The sequence below is a fragment of the Micrococcaceae bacterium Sec5.7 genome (genome assembly GCA_039636785.1).
Classification (GTDB): Bacteria; Actinomycetota; Actinomycetes; order Actinomycetales; family Micrococcaceae; genus Arthrobacter.
In genome coordinates, this window is record CP144169.1 from 335,706 (window position 1) to 355,059 (window position 19,354).

General features: G+C 64.3%; 17 protein-coding genes. 9 read left to right on the forward strand and 8 right to left on the reverse strand.

The genetic code is table 11. The features are described from left to right. Nucleotides 1–280: 280 nt before the first annotated feature. Nucleotides 281–745: a hypothetical protein gene (locus V3C33_01475; protein ID XAS68029.1), complete on the forward strand. Its 465-nt coding sequence runs from the start codon at nucleotides 281–283 to the stop codon at nucleotides 743–745. A gap of 175 nt (nucleotides 746–920) precedes the next feature. Here the strand turns inward: V3C33_01475 and V3C33_01480 are convergent, their stop codons facing one another. The 5 genes from V3C33_01480 to glyA form a co-directional block, all read right to left on the reverse strand. Further along, nucleotides 921–1,187 carry an SHOCT domain-containing protein gene (locus tag V3C33_01480; GenBank protein XAS68030.1) on the reverse strand — a complete coding sequence of 89 codons (267 nt, stop codon included), beginning with the start codon at nucleotides 1,185–1,187 and terminating at the stop codon, nucleotides 921–923. Between the two features lie 139 nt (nucleotides 1,188–1,326). Next, nucleotides 1,327–1,992, reverse strand: a complete 666-nt coding sequence (locus V3C33_01485) for a response regulator transcription factor (protein XAS68031.1) — start codon at nucleotides 1,990–1,992, stop codon at nucleotides 1,327–1,329. Beyond that, nucleotides 1,989–3,176 carry a sensor histidine kinase gene (locus tag V3C33_01490; protein ID XAS68032.1) on the reverse strand — a complete coding sequence of 396 codons (1,188 nt, stop codon included), beginning with the start codon at nucleotides 3,174–3,176 and terminating at the stop codon, nucleotides 1,989–1,991. Before V3C33_01490 ends, V3C33_01485 begins: the two co-directional genes overlap by 4 nt. Before the next feature lie 158 nt (nucleotides 3,177–3,334). Continuing rightward, nucleotides 3,335–4,240 carry a bifunctional methylenetetrahydrofolate dehydrogenase/methenyltetrahydrofolate cyclohydrolase gene (locus V3C33_01495; protein ID XAS68033.1) on the reverse strand — a complete coding sequence of 302 codons (906 nt, stop codon included), beginning with the start codon at nucleotides 4,238–4,240 and terminating at the stop codon, nucleotides 3,335–3,337. Nucleotides 4,241–4,244: 4 nt separating this feature from the next. Beyond that, nucleotides 4,245–5,543 (reverse strand): serine hydroxymethyltransferase, encoded by a 1,299-nt coding sequence (gene glyA / locus V3C33_01500; GenBank protein ID XAS68034.1) that lies wholly within the window; start codon nucleotides 5,541–5,543, stop codon nucleotides 4,245–4,247. A gap of 272 nt (nucleotides 5,544–5,815) precedes the next feature. Between glyA and purU the strand changes: the two genes are divergently transcribed. The 3 genes from purU to V3C33_01515 all read left to right on the forward strand — a co-directional run bounded on the left by purU (nucleotide 5,816) and on the right by V3C33_01515 (nucleotide 7,955). After that, complete coding sequence (purU, locus tag V3C33_01505) at nucleotides 5,816–6,676, forward strand: formyltetrahydrofolate deformylase (protein ID XAS68035.1); 861 nt, start codon at nucleotides 5,816–5,818, stop codon at nucleotides 6,674–6,676. Between the two features lie 3 nt (nucleotides 6,677–6,679). Next, nucleotides 6,680–7,339, forward strand: a complete 660-nt coding sequence (locus V3C33_01510; GenBank protein ID XAS68036.1) for a class I SAM-dependent methyltransferase — start codon at nucleotides 6,680–6,682, stop codon at nucleotides 7,337–7,339. Nucleotides 7,340–7,433: 94 nt separating this feature from the next. Continuing rightward, a complete protein-coding gene (locus V3C33_01515) occupies nucleotides 7,434–7,955 on the forward strand; it encodes a gamma carbonic anhydrase family protein (protein XAS68037.1) in 522 nt (173 codons plus the stop codon). Here V3C33_01515 and V3C33_01520 read toward each other — a convergent pair whose 3' ends face one another. Beyond that, nucleotides 7,956–9,671, reverse strand: a complete 1,716-nt coding sequence (locus tag V3C33_01520) for an NAD(P)/FAD-dependent oxidoreductase (protein XAS68038.1) — start codon at nucleotides 9,669–9,671, stop codon at nucleotides 7,956–7,958. Then, the gene (locus V3C33_01525; protein ID XAS68039.1) at nucleotides 9,668–11,194 is read right to left on the reverse strand and encodes an amino acid permease; all 1,527 of its coding nucleotides are present in this window, start codon (nucleotides 11,192–11,194) and stop codon (nucleotides 9,668–9,670) included. Before V3C33_01525 ends, V3C33_01520 begins: the two co-directional genes overlap by 4 nt. A 100-nt stretch (nucleotides 11,195–11,294) precedes the next feature. On the opposite strand from V3C33_01525, the gene alr reads away from it, so the two are divergent. Both alr and V3C33_01535 read left to right on the forward strand, forming a co-directional pair. Continuing rightward, nucleotides 11,295–12,509 (forward strand): alanine racemase, encoded by a 1,215-nt coding sequence (gene alr, locus V3C33_01530; protein ID XAS68040.1) that lies wholly within the window; start codon nucleotides 11,295–11,297, stop codon nucleotides 12,507–12,509. Continuing rightward, nucleotides 12,499–14,097, forward strand: a complete 1,599-nt coding sequence (locus V3C33_01535) for a PucR family transcriptional regulator (GenBank protein XAS68041.1) — start codon at nucleotides 12,499–12,501, stop codon at nucleotides 14,095–14,097. Before alr ends, V3C33_01535 begins: the two co-directional genes overlap by 11 nt. Here the strand turns inward: V3C33_01535 and V3C33_01540 are convergent. Continuing rightward, nucleotides 14,076–14,873, reverse strand: coding sequence for a carbon-nitrogen hydrolase family protein (locus V3C33_01540; protein XAS68042.1), 798 nt, complete (start codon nucleotides 14,871–14,873; stop codon nucleotides 14,076–14,078). The genes V3C33_01535 and V3C33_01540 overlap by 22 nt on opposite strands. A gap of 234 nt (nucleotides 14,874–15,107) precedes the next feature. On the opposite strand from V3C33_01540, the gene V3C33_01545 reads away from it, so the two are divergent. From V3C33_01545 to mmsB, 3 genes are all read left to right on the forward strand, one after another. Beyond that, the gene (locus tag V3C33_01545; protein ID XAS68043.1) at nucleotides 15,108–16,298 is read left to right on the forward strand and encodes an ROK family transcriptional regulator; all 1,191 of its coding nucleotides are present in this window, start codon (nucleotides 15,108–15,110) and stop codon (nucleotides 16,296–16,298) included. 132 nt (nucleotides 16,299–16,430) lie between these two features. Further along, nucleotides 16,431–17,987, forward strand: a complete 1,557-nt coding sequence (mmsA, locus tag V3C33_01550; GenBank protein ID XAS68044.1) for a multiple monosaccharide ABC transporter ATP-binding protein — start codon at nucleotides 16,431–16,433, stop codon at nucleotides 17,985–17,987. Nucleotides 17,988–18,029: 42 nt separating this feature from the next. Next, the gene (gene mmsB / locus V3C33_01555; GenBank protein XAS68045.1) at nucleotides 18,030–19,301 is read left to right on the forward strand and encodes a multiple monosaccharide ABC transporter permease; all 1,272 of its coding nucleotides are present in this window, start codon (nucleotides 18,030–18,032) and stop codon (nucleotides 19,299–19,301) included. Nucleotides 19,302–19,354: the final 53 nt, after the last annotated feature.

The window sequence follows — 19,354 nt, forward strand, 5'->3', positions numbered from 1 at the left end:
CCCTCCGTCATGTGGCCGTGCAGGCCCACGCGTCGCCGATGTCGGACTCGCGGGTCGACTCGAACGTGACGAAGATGTCATCCCCCCGCCTGAGGCCCCACGTGTGCGATACGAACAGGTTTCCTCACCGCCAGCGGTCCCTGCCGTCAGAATCTCAGCCGGCAGCCAGTCAACGGAGCTGCCATGGCTCCCGTTTAGCTAAATCCTGCTCCAGGCCCTAGAGCAGTTCGGGATGGTCCCTTATGCTGGGCCAACCGATCAGCCTAGGTGGGGGCCAGCCATGAAGTACCGTACAAGATTTGGCGTGGCGGCGGCCATTGCTCTTACCCTGGCGTCGTGCACGGCAACGCCACAGAGCGAAGCTCCGATTCAGTCTGCCTCCCCCAAGGCCGCGCCGGAGATGCCGATCGACCTGGTGGTCAGTGCCGGGGGCAAGAAAGCCGTAGTCCATTCCGGGCCGTCATCGGCTCCAGAGTTTAAGGGCCGGCTCACCGGCAGTCTGTTGTCGGACGGGGCCGGATGCATCACCGTGCGCGCTCAAGACGGAGACACGAGAACACTGGTCTTCCCCGAGGGCACGACTTTCAAGGGCGAATCAGTCGCCCTCCCGGACGGGTCCTCAGTCTCCGACGGCACCACCGTAGTCCTGGATGGCGCGAGTGTTCCAGCCAACGAAGACGTGAGCATGTGCCTCAACTACGGCAGGCTCTTTTCGGTGGAGAAAGCCAGCGTGCAACCACAGTAGGGCCCCGACAGCCGGGCGGTATCGGTCCGGTGCGCCGTTAACCCCCACCGGAACCAATCCGGGTTTTCCGGCTTGGCATCGAGATTTACCTGGCCAAGGCGCGGGGCTAATAGTCCCGTGTTGATTTCCTGTCGCCAGCACGGGTGCAGGAGCTGGATTGGCCGGGCCTGAGCTGCTACTTCTCTCCGCTCCGCAGCACGTCAAGCCGCTGGCGGTACTCGGTTTCGTCGATTTCGCCGCGTGCGTAGCGTTCGCGCAGCACGCTTTCGCCGCCCCGGGCGGCTGCCCAGACATGGTTGCGGCGCCACGTGCGGCGCCCGATGAAGATGAACAGCCCGATGACCAGAATCCAGAACAGCGGGAACAACAGGAACCAGGGCGAAAATCCGTCTCCGTTCCACGGGCCGTGCGTTGCGACGGTGGTTGCCAGTGAAGTGAACATGTCATTAATCCAGACTCTCGGTGAGGGCCGTTTTTCGGCTCTGCATCAAGCCTTGCCGGTGTAGCCTGAGGGTGCGTCCGCCGTCGGGAGTCACTTGTAGCCTGGCTGCTACTCCCCGGGGAGACTGCCCGCAGCGCCGCTAACCAGCCCAGCCGGGCCGCACCAACCCCGATTCGTAGGCGAGCACCACCAGCTGCACGCGGTCGCGGATCAACAGCTTGGTCATGATCCGGGAGACATGGGTTTTGGCCGTCAGCGGAGTGATGAACAACCGCTCAGCGATTTCGGCGTTGTTGAGCCCTTCGCCCACCAGCTGCAGGACCTCGCGTTCACGTCCGGTGATCTGGTCCAGCGCCACCGGCCGGCTGGCCGCCCGCTGCTGCACCGCCAGCTGTGCCATGATGCGGCGGGTCACCGATGGCGAGAGGAGTGCGTCGCCGTCGTGCACCACGCGCACAGCCCGGAGCAGTTCCTCCGGCTCTGTGTCCTTCACCAGGAAGCCGGCCGCACCCGCGCGGACGGCCTCGGCGATGTATTCGTCCAGCTCAAACGTGGTCAGAATGATCACCCGGGTGCCGGCAAGATCGGGGGCAGCCATGATCTGCCTTGTTGCGGCGAGTCCGTCGCCGTCGGGCATCCGGATATCCATCAGGACAACGTCGGGTTTCTCCCGGGCGGCCAGCCGCACGGCCTCACGTCCGCTTCCGCATTCGGCCACCACGTCCATGTCCGGTTCGGCGTTCAACAGGGCCCGGAAGCCAGCACGGATGAGGGTCTGATCGTCAGCCAGCAGTATGCGGATCATCGCGGTTCCTCCCCTGCCGGGGCCTGCGCAGCTTGCGGGGCCTGCGCGGCTGCAGCTCCCGGGCCGGCCAGCGGGATGACGGCCCTGACCCGCCAGCCCGGATCCAGCGGCCCGAACTCCAAGGCGCCTCCCCGTGCGGCAGCGCGCTCGCGCATGCCCTTCACACCGTTGCCCTCGGGCGCTCCGGCGTAACCAGCGCCGTCGTCGTCAATCGTCAATGTCAGGTTCACCTGCTGTCCGCTGGCGTCGGGCACTGTTTCAAGCACGACGGCGGCCTTCCGCGCTCCGGCGTGCCGCACCACATTGGTCAGTGCCTCCTGCACGATCCGGTAGACCGTCAGCTGAACGTCACCCGCCACCTGCCCGGTGACGTTCACGTCCAGCTGAACGTCGAGTCCGGCGCGCCGCGTGTTCTCCACGAGTTCCGGCAGACGCGCCAGCCCGGGTGTGGCCGCGGGTGTCAACGGGGCGTCGTCCCGGAGCACACCCAGCAGTTGGCGGACCTCGGCCAGCGACTCCTTGCTCGCGGTCTTGATGGCTTCAAGAGCCGGGCGGTACTGCTCCGGATCCTGGCTGCCCAGGTGAAGCGCCACGGAGGCCTGGACATTGATCATGGAGAGCGAATGCGCCACAACATCGTGGATGTCCCGGGCCAGGGTGAGCCGGTATTCGTCCCGCGCCGCCTGCTCGCCGGCCTCGTGCTGCCTGCGGCGTTCTGCCGCGCGTTCATGCCGAAGCCGCACCCCTTCGCCGAGCAGCACCAGGATCACGAGCCAGGATGTGCCGGCAAAAGCGCGGATGAGGGAAGCGCCGTCGCTGTTGAGCAGGGATGCAGCCAGCAGCGCGGCCGCGCAGACGCCCACTGCCGTCCACGTCTGCCAGCGCTTTCCGGCGGCCGAAGAGAACACAATGGCAAGCGCCAACGAAAGAAATACCGGGCCCAACGAGTAGCCCAGGGCCAGATACACCACGGTGGCGACCACCGCCACGGGCAACATCAGCAGCGGCGCGCGGCGGCGAAAGGACAGCGCGGCCGGGCCCAGCAGCAGCAAGGCCACGGCCAGGAGATCCAGCGGCCGGTGGTCGGGCTGCCTGGCGGAGGCGAACACCGTTCCCATCACCTGGATGAGGGCCACCACAATCACGATGACGGCGATGGGCGGTCCCTGAAAACGGCGGTGCATAGTCCGAGCCTAGCCGCGGGCGGGGCCCGCGTCGTCTGCTTAACGGCGCAGGGTGCCTACTCCCGCTGAAGTAGGCACCCTGAAACGGTGATTGCTCCCGTCGACCGCGGTCGAGCTTGTCGAAACCGGGTCTCGGCAAGCTCGGCCACCGGAATGATCTAGGCGATGCCGGCGTGCCGTTCTGCGGTTTCCACCACGTTGGCCAGCAGCATGGCGCGGGTCATCGGACCCACACCGCCCGGGTTCGGGGACAGCCAGGCGGCGACGTCCGCAGCAGCGGGGTCCACGTCTCCGGTGACCACCGCTTTGCCGTTGCCGTCGTCCACGCGGCTCACACCGACGTCGAGCACTATGGCGCCCGGCTTGAGGTCTTCCCCCTTGATCATGTGCGGCTGGCCGGCCGCGGCAATCACGACGTCGGCCTGCCGGAGTTCGGCGGGCAGGTCCACCGTGCCGGTGTGGGCCAGGATGACCGTGGCGTTGACGTCCTTGCGGGTGAGCAGGAGACCCACCGGACGGCCGATGGTGACGCCGCGGCCCACCACGAGGACGCGCTTGCCGTTGAGGTCGATCCCGTGCCTGGTCAGCAGCTCCACGCACCCTTTGGGGGTGCAGGGCAGCGGGGACTTCATGGGTCCGCTGACGTTGGCCACGAGCCGGCCCAGGTTCATCGGGTGCAGGCCGTCGGCGTCCTTTTCAGGGTCCATGGCCTCCAGAATGACGTCCGTGTCGATGTGCTTGGGCAGCGGAAGCTGGACGATGTAACCGGTGCATTCCGGGTTCTCGTTGAGCTCGCGGACCACGGCCAGGAGCTCGTCCTGGGTGGCGTCCTCGGGCAGGTCGCGGCGGATGGACGTGATGCCCACCTCGGCGCAGTCCTTGTGCTTGCCGCCTACGTACCAGGTACTTCCGGGATCGGAGCCCACCAGGATGGTGCCCAGCCCCGGGGTGATGCCCTTGGCCCGGAGTGCGGCCACCCGTCCGGTCAGTTCGGCCTTGATGGCGGCAGCGGTGGCCTTGCCGTCGAGAATCCGTGCGGTACGTGCAGTGTCGGCGCTGGTCATGCTGCTACCACTGCTCGTGCTGCGGGTACAGCGGGAAGTCGGCTGCCAATTTGTCCACACGGGACTGAAGGGATTCGATGTCTGTGGCGGGGCCGGACTTCAGCGCGGTGGCGATGATGTCCGCAACCTCGGTGAATTCCTCGGCGCCGAAGCCGCGGGTGGCCAGAGCCGGCGTACCGATGCGCAGGCCTGAGGTGACCATCGGCGGGCGGGGGTCGAACGGCACTGCGTTGCGGTTCACGGTGATGCCCACGGAGTGCAGGAGATCCTCGGCCTGCTGGCCGTCCAGCTGTGAGTGCCGCAGGTCGACCAGCACCAGGTGAACGTCGGTGCCGCCCGTCAGGACGGAGACGCCGGCCCCGGCAACATCGGACTGGTTGAGGCGGTCCGCGATGATCTTGGCACCTTCCAGGACACGCTCCTGGCGCTCCTTGAATTCCGCGGTGCCTGCGATCTTGAAGGCCACGGCCTTGGCTGCGATGACGTGCATCAGCGGCCCGCCCTGCTGGCCCGGGAACACGTTGGAGTTGATCTTTTTGGCCCACTCCTGCTTGGCCAGGATCACGCCGGAACGCGGACCTGCCAGGGTCTTGTGCACCGTGGAGGTGACGACGTCGGAGTACGGCACCGGGCTCGGGTGCAGCCCGGCCGCCACGAGTCCGGCGAAGTGGGCCATGTCGGTCCAGAGCAGCGCGCCCACTTCATCAGCGATGGAGCGGAAAGCGGCGAAGTCGAGGTGGCGCGGGTACGCGGACCAGCCGGCGATGATGACCTTCGGCTTTTCGGCGATGGCCTGCTCGCGCAGCTTGTCCATGTCCACCCGGAAGTTGTCCTGCTCCACCTGGTACGCGGCAACCTCATAGAGCTTGCCGGAGAAGTTGAGCTTCATGCCGTGGGTCAGATGGCCGCCGTGGGCCAGGGAGAGGCCCAGGATCTTGTCGCCGGGGATGATCATGGCGGACAGCGCGGCTGCATTCGCCTGGGCACCGGAATGCGGCTGGACGTTGGCGTACTCGGCACCAAACAGGTCCTTGACGCGGTCGATTGCCAACTGCTCGGCGATGTCCACGTATTCGCAGCCGCCGTAGTAGCGGCGGCCGGGGTAGCCTTCGGCGTACTTGTTGGTGAGGACGGAGCCCTGGGCTTCCATCACTGCACGGGGTGCGAAGTTCTCTGAGGCGATCATTTCCAGGGTGCCGCGCTGGCGGCCAAGCTCCTGGTCCAGTACTGCGGCGATCTCGGGATCGAGTTCAGCCAGCGACTGGTTGCTGACTGCGGCTGACGTGGTGGCGGTAGTAGTCACGAAAAACTCCTGGCTAGGGAACGGGCACGGCTATTGGTCAGGTTACCGGCTGACACGTTACACCGCCCCTTGATGACGGCGACGGAACAGCACCAGATCGTGGCACGCACCTGTCTGCGCACCGTTGAGTACCGGTAAAACATGACCCTCGGCCCAGGCGGACGATCCGTGGTCTTCGTGATTGCCGCTCCCTGGTGGTTAACCACCCGACGCCAGTTGCGACCTCACCAGACTACCAAAGCGGGCGCCGCGGCGCGGGTAGGCTGTTCTTCGTGACTGAACAGCAGCTGAGCGAAGCGTATGTAGTAACCCTTTCCTGCCCGGACCGCCCCGGAATCGTGCACGCTGTGGCCGGAGCACTGCTGGTGGCCGGCTGTAATATTACGGATTCCCAGCAGTACGGCAGCCAGGCTACCGGCACCTTTTTCATGCGGGTGGAAGCCACGACGGCGGCATCGCGGCTTGAGCTGCAGTCCGCCCTTGAGCCGGTGGCCGAGGCATTCGGCATGCAGTGGAACCTCAGCGCCGTGGGCCAGAAGGTCCGCACACTGCTGATGGCCAGCAAGTCCGCGCACTGCCTCAACGATCTCCTGTTCCTGCAGCGCTCCGGCACCCTGCCGATCGAGATCCCCGCCATTGTGTCCAACCACCAGGATCTGGCCGGGCTGGCTGACTTCTACGGCATCCCGTTCCACCACATCCCGGTCACCCCGGACACCAAGGTTGAGGCCGAGGACGCACTCCGGGCCATCATGGCCGAGCAGCATATTGAGCTGACTGTCCTGGCGCGCTACATGCAGATCATCTCCAACGAGCTCTGCATCGAACTCACCGGCAAGGCCATCAACATCCACCATTCGTTCCTGCCGTCCTTCAAGGGCGCCAAGCCCTACCACCAGGCACACGCCCGCGGAGTCAAGCTCATCGGCGCCACCGCCCACTACGTCACGGCGGCTTTGGACGAGGGGCCCATCATCGAACAGGAAGTCATCCGCGTGGACCACGCCCGGACACCCGATCAGTTCGTCCAGATGGGCCGCGACGTCGAAGGCCGCACCCTTGCCCAGGCTGTGCAGTGGCATGCAGAACACCGCGTGCTCCTTGACGGCAACCGGACCGTCGTTTTTAACTAGGCCATGATGCACGGAGCGGATGAGAGCAGCGAGGCGAATCTCGCGGCGTTCTATGACCGGCAGGCCTCGTTGCGTGGTTCCAGGCCCATGACTCCGCAGCGTGTGGCGCAGCAGGAATCATTCATTGCAATGCTGAAGGCCGAACACCGGCATTCCGTGTTCGAGCTCGGTTGCGGCCCCGGCATTGAAGGGATTCAGTTTGTCCAGACCGGGATCCACTACACGGGTGTCGATCTTTCGGAGGAGCACGTCTGGATGGCGAGGGCGAAGGGCCTGGAAGCTTCCGTGGCCAGCGGCCGGGATCTGCCGTTCGCCGGAGGCTCGTTCGACGCAGTGTGGACCATGAGCACGTTGCTGCACATCCCCAACGCAGACATTGACGGCGTGGTCAGCGAACTTGTGCGTGTGGCGGTGCCCGGGGCGCCGGTCGCCGTTGGGCTCTGGTCCGGGCAGGATGATGAGTGCCTCAACCCGGAAGACGCGGTTGAGCCCCGCAGATTTTTCAGCCGAAGAAGCGATGACGCCGTGCAGCGCGTTTTCGGCAGTCACGGAACGGTGGAGTCGTTTGTGACGTGGCCCGAAGGATCAGGAGAGGAAGCCGGACCCGGAGCGGGAAAGTGGACCCAGCACTACCAGTTTCTGATTCTTCGCACGCCCTCCTAACCCAACTGGGTAGCAGCAAACGCCGTTTTGAGCGCTGGCTAGTGCACGTGCTGCTACCTACATGGGCGGCCGCGGCGTGTTCTACGCTGGAGCCATGGCTCCTATCTACTCCTTCGCCGGCGACACACCGGCTGTCCACGAATCCGCGTTCGTAGCGCCCTCCGCCTCGATCATCGGCAAAGCCGCCCTGGCCGAAGACTCGAGTGCCTTCTATGGCGTCTCGGTCCGCGCCGACACCGCCGCCATCTCCGTGGGTGCCGGCACCAACCTGCAGGACAACGTGGTGCTGCACGCTGACCCGGGATTCCCGTGCACCGTGGGCGCCCGCGTCAGTGTCGGTCACAGCGCCGTGGTCCACGGCTGCACGGTGGAGGACGATTGCCTGATCGGTATGAGCGCCACCATCCTTAACGGTGCCGTGATCGGTGCCGGCTCCCTCATAGCGGCCGGAGCCGTGGTGCTGGAAGGCGCCGTGATCCCGCCTCGTTCGCTGGTCGCCGGGGTGCCCGCCAAGGTCCGGCGGGCACTCACGGACGAGGAATTCGAAGGCGTTAAGCACAACGCCGCGCATTACAAGGAACTCGCCAGAGCGCACCGGGAACTGCATTCCTCCTGATCAGTCGAGGCTGATGGGCCCCAGCTCATCCAGCAGGTCACCCGGCCCTGGATTCGCGGACGCCGTACGGCCGCCGAGGTGGTTGACTACACCCCACACCGCGTTCAGCCCCGTGGTGACGGCACCCTCTGCCCAGCCGGCGGTGAAGGAAACGTCGTCGCCCGCCAGGAAGATGCCCCGCTGGCCCTCCGGCAGCTTGTCCTGCTTGAAGTGCGTGAAGAGCCGCTGCTGATACCTGTAGTGCCCGGGCAGATTGGCTTTGAACGCCCCCATGAAGTTGGGGTCCGCTTCCCACGAGACCGTGATGGGCTGGCCAATGATGTGGCTGGCGATATCAACGCCGGGGTAGATCTGCCTGAGCGAATGCAGCATCAGCTCCACGCGTTCATCCGCATCCAGCGCCAGCCATTTGAGGGCATCGTCATTCCACGTGTAGGACAACAGGATGACGGCAGGCTTGTCCGGCCCGTCATCGAGCAGATAGGTTGCCCGGTTCAGGCGGTCCGTGAGGGTCATGGACATGACCTCGCGCCCGGTTGCCGGGTCGATGTCCTTCCAGAACGGCCGGTCGACCATGACAAACGTCTTGGACGACTGCATGTAGTGGGAGCGCTCGATCGCCGTCCACAGCTCGGAAGGGAACAACGCCTCTTCCGTATGGATTCGGGTGGACAGCAGCCACGACTGGCACGTGGTCACCACGGCCGGGTATGCAGCCTCGCGGCCCCAGCGTTCGCGGACCAGCAGATCGCCGTTCCCTTCACGGCTGATGCGGTCCACCGCTCCCCGCGGGGAACCGGAATGCAGCGAGGCAAGTGAGGTTCCCGCCGGCCAGTGTGCCATGCCCGACGGCGCGTGCCGCCAGAGTGCCTCAGGGAGCCGCTGCGCCCCGCCGGTAATCAGCCGGTGCTGGTCGTCCGCGTCCGTGTAGACCACGCGCAGGATTTCCAGGATGGAATTGGGGAAGTCCGTGTCCCAGCCGCCGGTTCCGAACCCCACCTGGCCGAAGGCCTCCCGGTGGGCAAACCCGGCTTCCTTGAACGCTTTGCTGGACCCAATGAAGCCGTAAAACGACTGCTCGTCCAGAAGCGGCAGCAGTTCATTCCAGAGTTCCTTGATCCTGCCGGTATCCCGGACCCGGATTGCTTCCTGCATCTGGCTGAAGCTGGCGCCGTCGTTGACGGCCGCCTTCCAGGCCTCGGCGACTTCGCGGTAGAACTCCGGAAGCTCGGCGGAGGTGGTGGCATAATGCTTCTCGCCCGCCAACTCGATGACCGTACTGGATGTGGATGGCGCCAACGGGTTGGGGAATTCCTGCGTCTGGATGCCCAGCAGGTCTACATAGTGGTAAAACGCCTTGCCGGAAACCGGGAACCGCATCCCGCCAAGATCGGCAATGACATCCGGCGCGGACGGGAAACTGGCCGTCCGCAGGCGCCCGCCGATCTGATCGGCCTCGTAGACCACGGGGCGGAGACCCATCTTCATGAGCTCGTAAGCGGTGACGAGCCCGGAGAGCCCGGCACCGACCACAGCCACTTCGGTGCCGTACAGCTCCGGCGGAACCGATCCCAGGCCGGCAGGATGCGCGAGGTAGTGGTCATAGCTGAACGGGAAATCCGGGTTAAGCATGGTGATAGGCGCCGCTGCATCGGCTGGTGCGGTTGCCGCCGTGCTGGCGTGATCCCCGGCTGGCAATTCGGTGGCGATGGTCATGGAAGCTCTGCCTTCACGGGTTCCGGGCCGGCGGCCCTGGTGGATAATTCACGATAGTCCTCCTCGCTCAGGGCGGCCACCCGCGAGTTGCGGCGTCCATAGCCGAAGTAGGCGGCAAGGCCCACCAGCATCCAGACTGCAAAAACCAGCCAAGTGTCCACGCCGAGGTTGGCCATCAGATAGGCGCACATCAGGGTGCCGAGGACGGGTGTCAGCGGATACAGCGGGACGCGGAAGCTGCGCTTCATGTCGGGCCTGCTGCGCCGCAGGTAGATGACGGCCACATTCACCAGTGCGAAGGCGAACAGTGTGCCGATGCTGGTGGCATCGGCCAGCGCCCCCAGCGGGACAAGTCCCGCGGTGAGTGCGACGGCGGTGCCCACTATGAGCGTTCCGGCAACCGGTGTTCCGGTCCTGCGGGAGACGCGGCCGAAGATCTTCGGGATCAGGCCGTCCCGGGACATGGACATCAGAATGCGGGTCTGGCCGTAAAGCACGGTCAGGACGATGCTGGCAATGGCGAGGACTGCCCCGACAGAAAACACCAGGGCGATCCAGGGCTGGTGCGTGGTCTCATTCAGAATCTGGACCAGTGCAGCCTCGGTGCCGTCAAACCATCCCCACGGGCGGGCTCCGATCGCGGCAACCGCCACCAGAACGTAGATGGTGGTAACAATCAGCATGGAAAGCATGATGGCCCGGGGCAGGTCACGCTTGGGGTTGCGGGCTTCCTCGCCCGCAGTCGAGGCGGCGTCGAATCCGATAAAGGAGAAGAACACCCGGGATGCGGCAGCCGAGACGCCCGCTGCACCCATCGGCATCAGCGGTTCGAAATTGCCCGAGTTGAATACGGTGAAGGCGACAGCGCAGAAGAAGAGCAGGATGCCCACCTTGATGATGACGATCGCAGTATTGATCCAGGCGCTCTCCCGGGCACCCCGGACGAGCAGCATCATGGCCAGGACCACGATGACCATGGCCGGCACATTCGCAACCCCGCCGCCACCCGGTGGCTGTGAGACGGCGTCAGGCAGAAACTGTCCGAACGCGGCCAGCGTCTCGTTGACGTATTGGCCCGCGCCAACAGCCACCGCGGCAACGGACACCGCGTATTCCAGCACCAGGCACCAGCCGCAGATCCAGGCCATGCCCTCGCCCATGGTGGCGTATGTGTAGGAGTAGCTGGAACCGGCGACGGGCACCAGGCCGGCCATCTCCGCGTAGGACACTGCGGAGAACAGGGCGGCCAGGCCGGCGATGACAAAGGAGATCCAGATGGCCGGGCCTGCCAGCGGCACGGACTCGCCGAGAATCACCAGGATGCCGGTGCCCAGTGTGGCTCCGACGCTGATCATGGTCAGCTGAAGAACACCAAAACTCCGGACGAGCCGAGGCCCGCCATTGCCGTTTTCGGCCTCGCTGACCATTTGGCCGATCGGCTTGCGGCGCAGCAGCTGGGATGCCAGGCCGGGCCTGGTCACGGCACCGGCGGGCCTTTGGCCGGTGAAGGTAGGCACAGTCATCGTCGACGTCCATTCATGAGTAGTTTTCGGTTTCCCCAGACCAGCTTAGGCCTGTGATGTGGCTCTCAACCTTGTGCAAAGTGTCCTATGATGTTCAATCATGAGACGTAATGCACAACTGACAAGCGGGCCCCAGTGCACACTTTCCGGGCAGGTCAACGTAGATCTGTCTGCAATTTCAGACAATGTCAAAGCGCTCCGGAAGCGCTCCGCCGCTCCGCACTTCATGGCGGTGGTCAAAGGCAACGCCTACGGCCATGGACTACTGGACGTAGCCCGGACCGCACTGGATTCCGGGGCAGACTGGCTCGGCACCGCGCAGCTTTCCGAGGCCATCGCACTGCGCAGCGCCGGCATAGAATCGCCGGTGCTTTCCTGGCTGTATCTGGCATCCCAGACAAGCGATGTGATCCGGGAAGCGTTGGAATTCGACATCGACGTGTCCCTCGGCAGCCTGGATCAGCTTGAGGTCCTCGCGGGGATTTCAAAGGACCTTAGCCACCCCGCGTACGTGCATCTGGAGCTGGACAGCGGGCTGAGCAGAGGCGGTGCGCGCGCCGAAGACTGGCCGGAACTGGTGGCCCGGGCAAGGCAGGCCGAGCTGGCCGGCACGGTGGTGGTCAGGGGCGTTTGGACCCATCTGGCCTGGGCAGACGTTCCTGCCCACCCCGGAAATGCGGCCGCTGTAGCTGCCTTTGAGCTGGCCGTCGCTGAAGCCCGGGAGGCCGGGCTGAACCCGGAACTGCGGCACGTTTCCAGTTCAGCCAACATTCTGGAGCGCCCCGAATTCCATTTCGACATGGTGCGGGCAGGGCTGGCCATTTATGGGCTTGCACCGGCCGATCACCTCGAACCGGCTGATTTTGGCCTGCGCCCTGCTCTTTCCTTCACTGCACCGCTGGTGATGATCAAGAAGGTCCCCGCCGGCACCGGCGTCAGCTACGAACACCAGGCCATCACCTATGAGCCCCGATTCCTGGGACTCATACCGCTGGGCTACGCAGACGGCATCCCCAAGGGAATCAGCGGCAGAAGCGTAGTCCAGATAGGCGGCCGCAAGGTTCCTGTGATCGGGAAGGTCTGCATGGACCAGTTCATGGTGGATCTCGGCCCGGACCTCATGGACGTAACCGTTAGTGACACGGCTGTGCTATTTGGCGACCCCGGCTTCGGGGCGGCGACCGCGGATAAGTGGGGCTCCGCAATCGGCAGCCACGGCGATGAAATCATCAACCGGATTGCGCCCCGGCTGCCGCGGGCCTACGAATGCCCGGATTACCAGGGCCCGGAAACCGGAGATTCCGATGTCGCCTGAGTCGGCAGCGGAAAGACTCAGCTTCGTCACGCTGGAGCAATTTCTGGCCCAGCTGCCGCCGGAGTTGAAAATACTGCACGACGGCGGAAGCGGCGGCGGGCTGCTGCGCTGGGTTGAGCCCAGCGAACTGGAGGATCCCACCCCCTATTTGCTGGACGGGGAATTCCTGCTCACCGCTGGTCTGCCGTTTGCCGGCGATGGCGGGACGGATGCCAAAGTGGATGCGTATGTGCAACGGTTGGTGGAGGCCAAGGTCGGGGCTCTCGGCTTTGGCCTCCAGCCGTACTACGACGCCGTACCGGATGCCCTTCTCGAGGCCTGCCGTCGCCACAATCTGACGCTGGTGGAGATTCCCCCAGCTGTCCCCTTTGCCGCCATTGGACTCGAGTTTTCCCAGCTGTTGGAGTCCGGAAATGCCAGGGTCTTCCGGCAATTGGCCGAGACCAACCGCCAGCTGATGCGGGCGGTGTTGTCTCCGCGGCCTGAGCATGAACTGCTGGCCGCGCTTGTCCAGCAGGTTCCGGTCTGGGCCCTGCTGGTGGGGGCAGACGGAAGGGTGCGCGCCCGCGGCGGCAATCCCGGCGTCGAACAGTCCGCATTGCAACCGCTGCTTGGGCGGTTGCTTTCCGGCAGCGGTCCCCGCGTGGAAATGGACAGCTTCGAGTCGCCGGGATCCGCGCTGGTGTTCGGCCACCCGCTGCGCAGTACCAGGGATGCGAACCTCGGGGCCCTGGTCCTGGGAGCAGATGCGGCGCTTACCCCCGCGCAGAACAATGTAGTGTCCTCGGCGGTCGGCCTGCTGGAGCTACTTGTCAGGCAGCGGACCAGCGGTTCCCTGGCACCCAGCCAGCTGGCCGCCGCGCTGCTGCTCCACCCGGAGAGCCTTGCCTCCGGGGGAACCCGCCAGGTCAACGTCTTCCGGGACCTGCTGGCGCAGAGCCTGTCCTCAACCCGGTCCGCGCCGATGCGCGTTATCCAGGGAATCAACCTTGATTCCCCGGACCGGTCCGTCGGGGAGGGTCCCGTCCGGGAACTGCTCCAATGGCGCAGGATTTTTGATACGAAACTGGTGGAAATCACCGATTACGGCTTCACAGCCATTACACGGCTGAAGATCGACGATGCGCTGCTCGCCGACGTCGAAAGGCTGGGCTGGCGCCTGGTGATCGGAGACCCGACGGAGCCTGCCGGGCTGCCTGCGGCGTACCAACGGGCAACGTCATTGCGGGGACGTGTGCAGACCACCGGCACGAGCACCCGGGTTGGCGAAGTCACCTGGTCTGTCACCGGGCTGTTGGGCCGTGAGGCAGGAACCATGCTGGCGGCCCGGATGCTGGAACCGGTCCTGACCCTCGAGCCGGAGCGCCGTGATCCGCTCTTGGCAGTTCTCCGCGCCTGGCTCGGCGAAAACGGCAGCTGGGATGGCTCGGCCAAAGTCACGGGGCTGCACCGGAACAGCGTCCGCCGCCAGATCGGCATTCTGGCGGAACTCCTGGGCACCGATCTGAACCAGGCACAGGTCCGTGCGGAACTGTGGATCGCCCTGCAATACACCGATGAACTGGTTCAGTCCTCCCAGGAACGGTAGAGCTCCGGGCGGCGCTCGCGCAGATACGGCACGGCTGCCCTGGCCTCGCGGACGGAATCGGTGCTGATTTCGGCGAGCAGCATTTCTGCTGAGCCACCGGCGGCAGCCAGCAGCGTGCCGTCAGGGGAGGCAATGACGCTGCCGCCGAGGAATTCATAGGCACCTTCGCTGCCGCAGTGGTTCGCGTAAGCCACGTGCACCTGGCTCTCCATCGCCCTGGCACGGATCAGCACCTGTGGCACGGAGCCGAACCCGCTGGACAGCGCGGTGGGTACCAGCAGGAGTTCGGCTCCGCGATCGGCCGCGGCGCGGACCGCCTCAGGGAACTCGACGTCGTAGCAGATGAGCAAGGACGTCTTGAGTCCAGCGAAGTCCACAACCCGGGGAGCGGACTGCGCGGCTCCGAACGCCTCACGTTCTTCGCCGCCAAAGAGGTGCACTTTCGAATAGTTCAGGAGTTCGGCACCCTGGGAATCGAGCAGCGTCGCGGTGATCTGCCATTCGCCTTCATCCGTCACCGCGGGCAGGCTGTACACCATCCCCACGCCATGGCGGCGGGCAATGCCGGCAAGGGATGCCCGGATCGCCGGCAGCCGGGCAGGATCGAGCCCCTGCCGTACCTTCAACGGGGAGTAACCAACTGGAAACAGCTCCGGCGTCAGCAGGAGCCCGGCGCCGGCTTCGGCCGCACGCCTGGCATGCCCGTCCATAGTGCGCACGTTGGCATCGACGTCCAGCACCACGGCATTAGCCTGCATGAGGGCAAGCAGCATCATTACCACCTCAATACTCGGGGGCTTCCGTAATCCGCGCCCCTGGATTGTCTTTAATTCAAGCGTAGTCAGCGGACCCCCGGAAGAGGCAGGACGTTTGGACCCGCCGGAACATCATCCGGGGCGTATCAACCCGGAAGACGGGCAGCCTGCGCAATGCTGGAACGATTAAGCAGACACCGTGAATATTGCGTTAACTTCTTGACTACAAGGGCGCCATGGTGCACGCTTCATTGCATGCCTGCAACATCACGCTCAACGAGGAGCAAGCCCAAAAACCCCGGTTCCCAATCCGCGCTGAGACACCTCAACCAGCAGCGGATTATCGAGTGCCTCCTGGGCGGGCCCTCAACCCAGGCTGAACTGGCCCGTCAGACCGGCCTGTCAACCGCCACAGTATCCAACATCGTCAGGATCATGCAGGATGCCGGCCTCGCCTCTACGGAGCCCATCACCAGCTCCGGACGCCGGGCACTTAACGTCCGTTTGAACAGCAACGGCGCCGTCGCCGTCGGCATCGACTTCGGACGCCGGCACCTCCGGGTGGTGCTGGCCTCGCTGAGTTATCACATCATTGCTGAAGAATCCGTCCTGCTGCCTCTGGGGCACCATGCGGAAGAGGGCATCAGAGCCGCCGTTGTGCTGCTGGCCCGGCTGCTCGAGGAAAGCGGCGTGGAACGCAGCGCCGTGGTGGGTGCCGGCGTCGGTATTCCAGGCCCGATCGACCGCAGAACCGGAACCGTGGCGCAGGGCGCCATCCTCCCCGAATGGGTGGGAATCAACATCCTCCAACACCTCGAGGAAACCCTGAATTTCCCCGTCTTTGTTGACAACGACGCCAATCTGGGGGCGCTGTCCGAAGTAACGTGGGGGCCGCACAGCGGCGTGAACAATCTGATGTTCCTCAAGATCGGCTCGGGCATCGGCGCCGGCCTGATCCTTAATGGCGCCCCCTACTACGGCAACGTGGGCATCACCGGCGAAATAGGCCACGCCACTATTCATGAACACGGTCTCATCTGCCGCTGTGGCAACCGGGGCTGCCTCGAGACCATCGCATCAACCACCACCATGATCGAGCTCCTCAGCCGCGGCGAGGCGAGACCGCTGACGCCCGGGGACATCGTGCGCAAGGCGTTGGCGCGGGATTCGGCCACGCTGCGCGTTGTGGACGATGCGGGCTTGGCAGTGGGACGCGCATTGGGCAACGTGGCCAACCTGATCAACCCCGAGGTCATTGTGGTTGGAGGTCCGCTGGCAGGCCTTGGCGACCTGCTCCTGGACCCAGTCCGTCGGGGGCTGGTACGCCATGCCGTACCTGTCATCGGCGAGACCACCACGCTGACAATGTCCTCGCTCGGAGACCGCGCCGAGGCTCTTGGCGCAGCCGCGTTGGTCTTCCAGCATGCCGGAATCCGGCGCTCCTGAAATTATTTGTTACCGGCCCGTTGCGTTAAAGACTTGACGACAAGGCATGTGATCCAGTTTACTTTTTCATCAGACGGCCCTGCGGTTTGCGGGGTCAGACAACGAAGTCATGCATTGGAGGCGTAAGGGCACATGACGTCCCTCAACACGCACAGCGATCCGGTCATCCTTGAGATGCGCTCTATCACTAAGGAATTCCCCGGCGTCAAAGCTTTGGCCGATGTAAGCCTTCGGGTGAAGGCCGGAGAGATCCACGCGATCTGCGGTGAAAACGGCGCGGGCAAGTCCACGCTGATGAAGGTGCTCTCCGGCGTTTACCCGTTCGGGAGCTACTCGGGCGACATTGTGTTCCAGTCCGGAGTCCAGGAGTTCAAGGACATCCGCGCCAGCGAACACGCCGGGATCGTGATCATCCACCAGGAGCTCGCGCTTATTCCGGAGCTTTCCATCATGGAGAACATCTTCCTGGGCAACGAACCCACCAAACGCGGGATTATCGACTGGGCCCAGGCCCGGACGCGTTCCACCGAGCTGCTGGCCCGGGTCGGCCTGCGCGAAGATCCGGACACCCCCATCAAGGAAATCGGCGTGGGCAAGCAGCAGCTTGTTGAGATCGCCAAGTCCCTGAACAAGTCCGTGAAGCTCCTCATCCTCGACGAGCCCACCGCGGCCCTGAACGAATCCGATTCCCAGCACCTGCTGGACCTGATCCTGGGCCTGAAGGGCAAGGGCATCACGTCCATCATCATTTCCCACAAGCTGAATGAGATCGAGCAGATCGCCGATTCCATCACCATCATCCGTGACGGCAAGGCGATTGAAACGCTGGATGTCAAGGCCGACGGCGTGGACGAGGACCGCATCATCAAGGGGATGGTGGGACGCACCCTGGAATCACGCTTCCCGGATCACGAGCCCAAGATCGGCGAGGTGTTTTTCGAGATCAAGGACTGGAACGTGGGACACCCGCAGATCCAGGACCGGCTCGTCTGCAAGAACTCGAACTTCCACGTCCGCCGCGGCGAGATCGTCGGCTTCGCCGGGCTCATGGGTGCCGGGCGCACCGAGCTGGCGCGTTCCGTGTTCGGCCGGTCCTACGGCCGCTTCATCTCCGGGCACGTATACAAGGACGGCAAGGAGCTCACCCTCAAAAGCGTCCGCCAGGCCATTGACGCGGGCCTCGGCTATGTCACGGAGGACCGCAAGTCCCTGGGCCTGAACCTGCTCGATGACATCAAGACCACCACGGTTTCAGCCAACCTGAAGAAAATCAGCCGCCACAGCGTGGTGGACACCAACCAGGAATTCATGGTGGCCGAGCAGTACCGGAAGTCGCTGCGGACCAAAACCCCGTCGGTGGAGGAGGGCGTGTCCAAGCTGTCCGGTGGCAACCAGCAAAAGGTTGTCCTGGCCAAGTGGATGTTCACGGATCCGGACCTGCTGATCCTGGACGAACCCACCCGCGGCATTGACGTGGGCGCCAAGTACGAGATCTACGGCATCATCCAGCAGCTCGCCAACCAGGGAAAGGGAGTTGTTGTCATCTCCTCCGAACTCCCCGAGCTGCTGGGACTCTCGGACCGCATCTACACCATCTTTGAAGGCGCCATCACCGGCGTTGTGAACAAGGACGAAGCCAGCCAGGAAAGCCTCATGAAACTCATGACTTCCACCAGAAAATCCGCCTGACCCTCTGGAATCCTCCAGAAACCAGACACAAGGACTGAAACAATGAACGCGCTCAAGAAGCTTTTTGGCGGCAACACCCGCCAATTCGGCATGATCTTCGCCCTCGTTGCACTGATCGTCTTCTTCCAGATCTTCACCGAGAGCCGCACGCTGACTCCGGGCAACGTCATCAACCTCTTCAACGGCAACTCCTACATCCTGATCCTGGCCATCGGCATGGTCCTGGTGATCATCGCCGGCCACATCGACCTCTCGGTGGGCTCGATCGCCGCGTTCGTGGGCGTCTCCGTGGCGCTGATGATCCGGGACTGGGGTATCCCCTGGTATGCGGGCGTGCTGTTCGGGCTGCTGCTGGGAGCCCTGATCGGCGCCTGGCAAGGGTTCTGGACTGCCTATGTGGGCATTCCGGCCTTCATCGTGACGCTGGCCGGCATGCTCCTGTTCCGGGGTTTCAACCAGTTCGTGGGCAAGTCCAACACCATCCCGGTTCCGGCCGATTTCCAGTTCCTCGGTTCCGGCTACCTGCCCGAAGTGGGCCCGAACACGGGCTTCAACAACCTCACGCTCCTGCTGGGCCTGCTGGCCGTCGGCTTCGTGGTCTTCGGCGAACTCCGGTCCCGAGCCAAGGCCAAGGCGCTGGGCGCCGAGGTTCCCGAAGGCTGGGTCATGGTGACCAAGCTGGTGCTGATCTCCGGCGCCATTCTTTACGCTACGTACCTGTTCGCAACCGGCCGTCCGGGCACCTCCTTCCCGGTCCCGGGCCTGATCCTTGCCGTGCTCGTCCTGATCTACGGCTTCATCTCATCCAAGACCGTTGTGGGCCGTCACATCTACGCCGTGGGTGGCAACCGGCACGCCGCGGAACTGTCCGGCGTCCAGTCCAAGAAGGTCAACTTCCTGGTCATGATGAACATGTCCATCCTGGCCGGCCTGGCCGGCATGATCTTCGTGGGCCGCTCCACAGCATCCGGGCCGTTCGACGGCGTCGGCTGGGAACTGGACGCCATCGCGGCCGTGTTCATCGGCGGCGCAGCGGTGACCGGAGGCGTGGGCACCGTGATCGGCTCGATCGTAGGTGGCCTGGTAATGGCCGTCCTGAACAACGGCTTGCAGCTGATGGGCGTCGGAGCCGACCTTACCCAGATCATCAAGGGCCTCGTGCTGCTCATCGCCGTGGCCTTCGATGTCTACAACAAAACCCAGGGCAAGAAGTCGATCATCGGCATGATGATGAGCAACTTCAGCCGCCCCAGCAACCCCCTCCAGCCGGACGAAGTGACTTCCACCAAAGAAACGATTTCCAGGGAATCCTGAGCTATTCCAACTCCCCGGAACCACCTCACCCCTAAAGAAAGTGAACCCAGCAA

Bases quoted from the DNA above. Each gene is read 5' to 3' on its own strand.
- V3C33_01475 (XAS68029.1), top strand. From the start codon at position 281: ATGAAGTACCGTACAAGATTTGGCGTGGCGGCGGCCATTGCTCTTACC.
- V3C33_01480 (XAS68030.1), bottom strand. From the start codon at position 1,187: ATGTTCACTTCACTGGCAACCACCGTCGCAACGCACGGCCCGTGGAAC.
- V3C33_01485 (XAS68031.1), bottom strand. From the start codon at position 1,992: ATGATCCGCATACTGCTGGCTGACGATCAGACCCTCATCCGTGCTGGC.
- V3C33_01490 (XAS68032.1), bottom strand. From the start codon at position 3,176: ATGCACCGCCGTTTTCAGGGACCGCCCATCGCCGTCATCGTGATTGTG.
- V3C33_01495 (XAS68033.1), bottom strand. From the start codon at position 4,240: ATGACCAGCGCCGACACTGCACGTACCGCACGGATTCTCGACGGCAAG.
- V3C33_01510 (XAS68036.1), top strand. From the start codon at position 6,680: ATGATGCACGGAGCGGATGAGAGCAGCGAGGCGAATCTCGCGGCGTTC.
- V3C33_01515 (XAS68037.1), top strand. From the start codon at position 7,434: ATGGCTCCTATCTACTCCTTCGCCGGCGACACACCGGCTGTCCACGAA.
- V3C33_01520 (XAS68038.1), bottom strand. From the start codon at position 9,671: ATGACCATCGCCACCGAATTGCCAGCCGGGGATCACGCCAGCACGGCG.
- V3C33_01525 (XAS68039.1), bottom strand. From the start codon at position 11,194: ATGACTGTGCCTACCTTCACCGGCCAAAGGCCCGCCGGTGCCGTGACC.
- alr (XAS68040.1), top strand. From the start codon at position 11,295: ATGAGACGTAATGCACAACTGACAAGCGGGCCCCAGTGCACACTTTCC.
- V3C33_01535 (XAS68041.1), top strand. From the start codon at position 12,499: ATGTCGCCTGAGTCGGCAGCGGAAAGACTCAGCTTCGTCACGCTGGAG.
- V3C33_01540 (XAS68042.1), bottom strand. From the start codon at position 14,873: ATGATGCTGCTTGCCCTCATGCAGGCTAATGCCGTGGTGCTGGACGTC.
- V3C33_01545 (XAS68043.1), top strand. From the start codon at position 15,108: ATGCCTGCAACATCACGCTCAACGAGGAGCAAGCCCAAAAACCCCGGT.
- mmsA (XAS68044.1), top strand. From the start codon at position 16,431: ATGACGTCCCTCAACACGCACAGCGATCCGGTCATCCTTGAGATGCGC.
- mmsB (XAS68045.1), top strand. From the start codon at position 18,030: ATGAACGCGCTCAAGAAGCTTTTTGGCGGCAACACCCGCCAATTCGGC.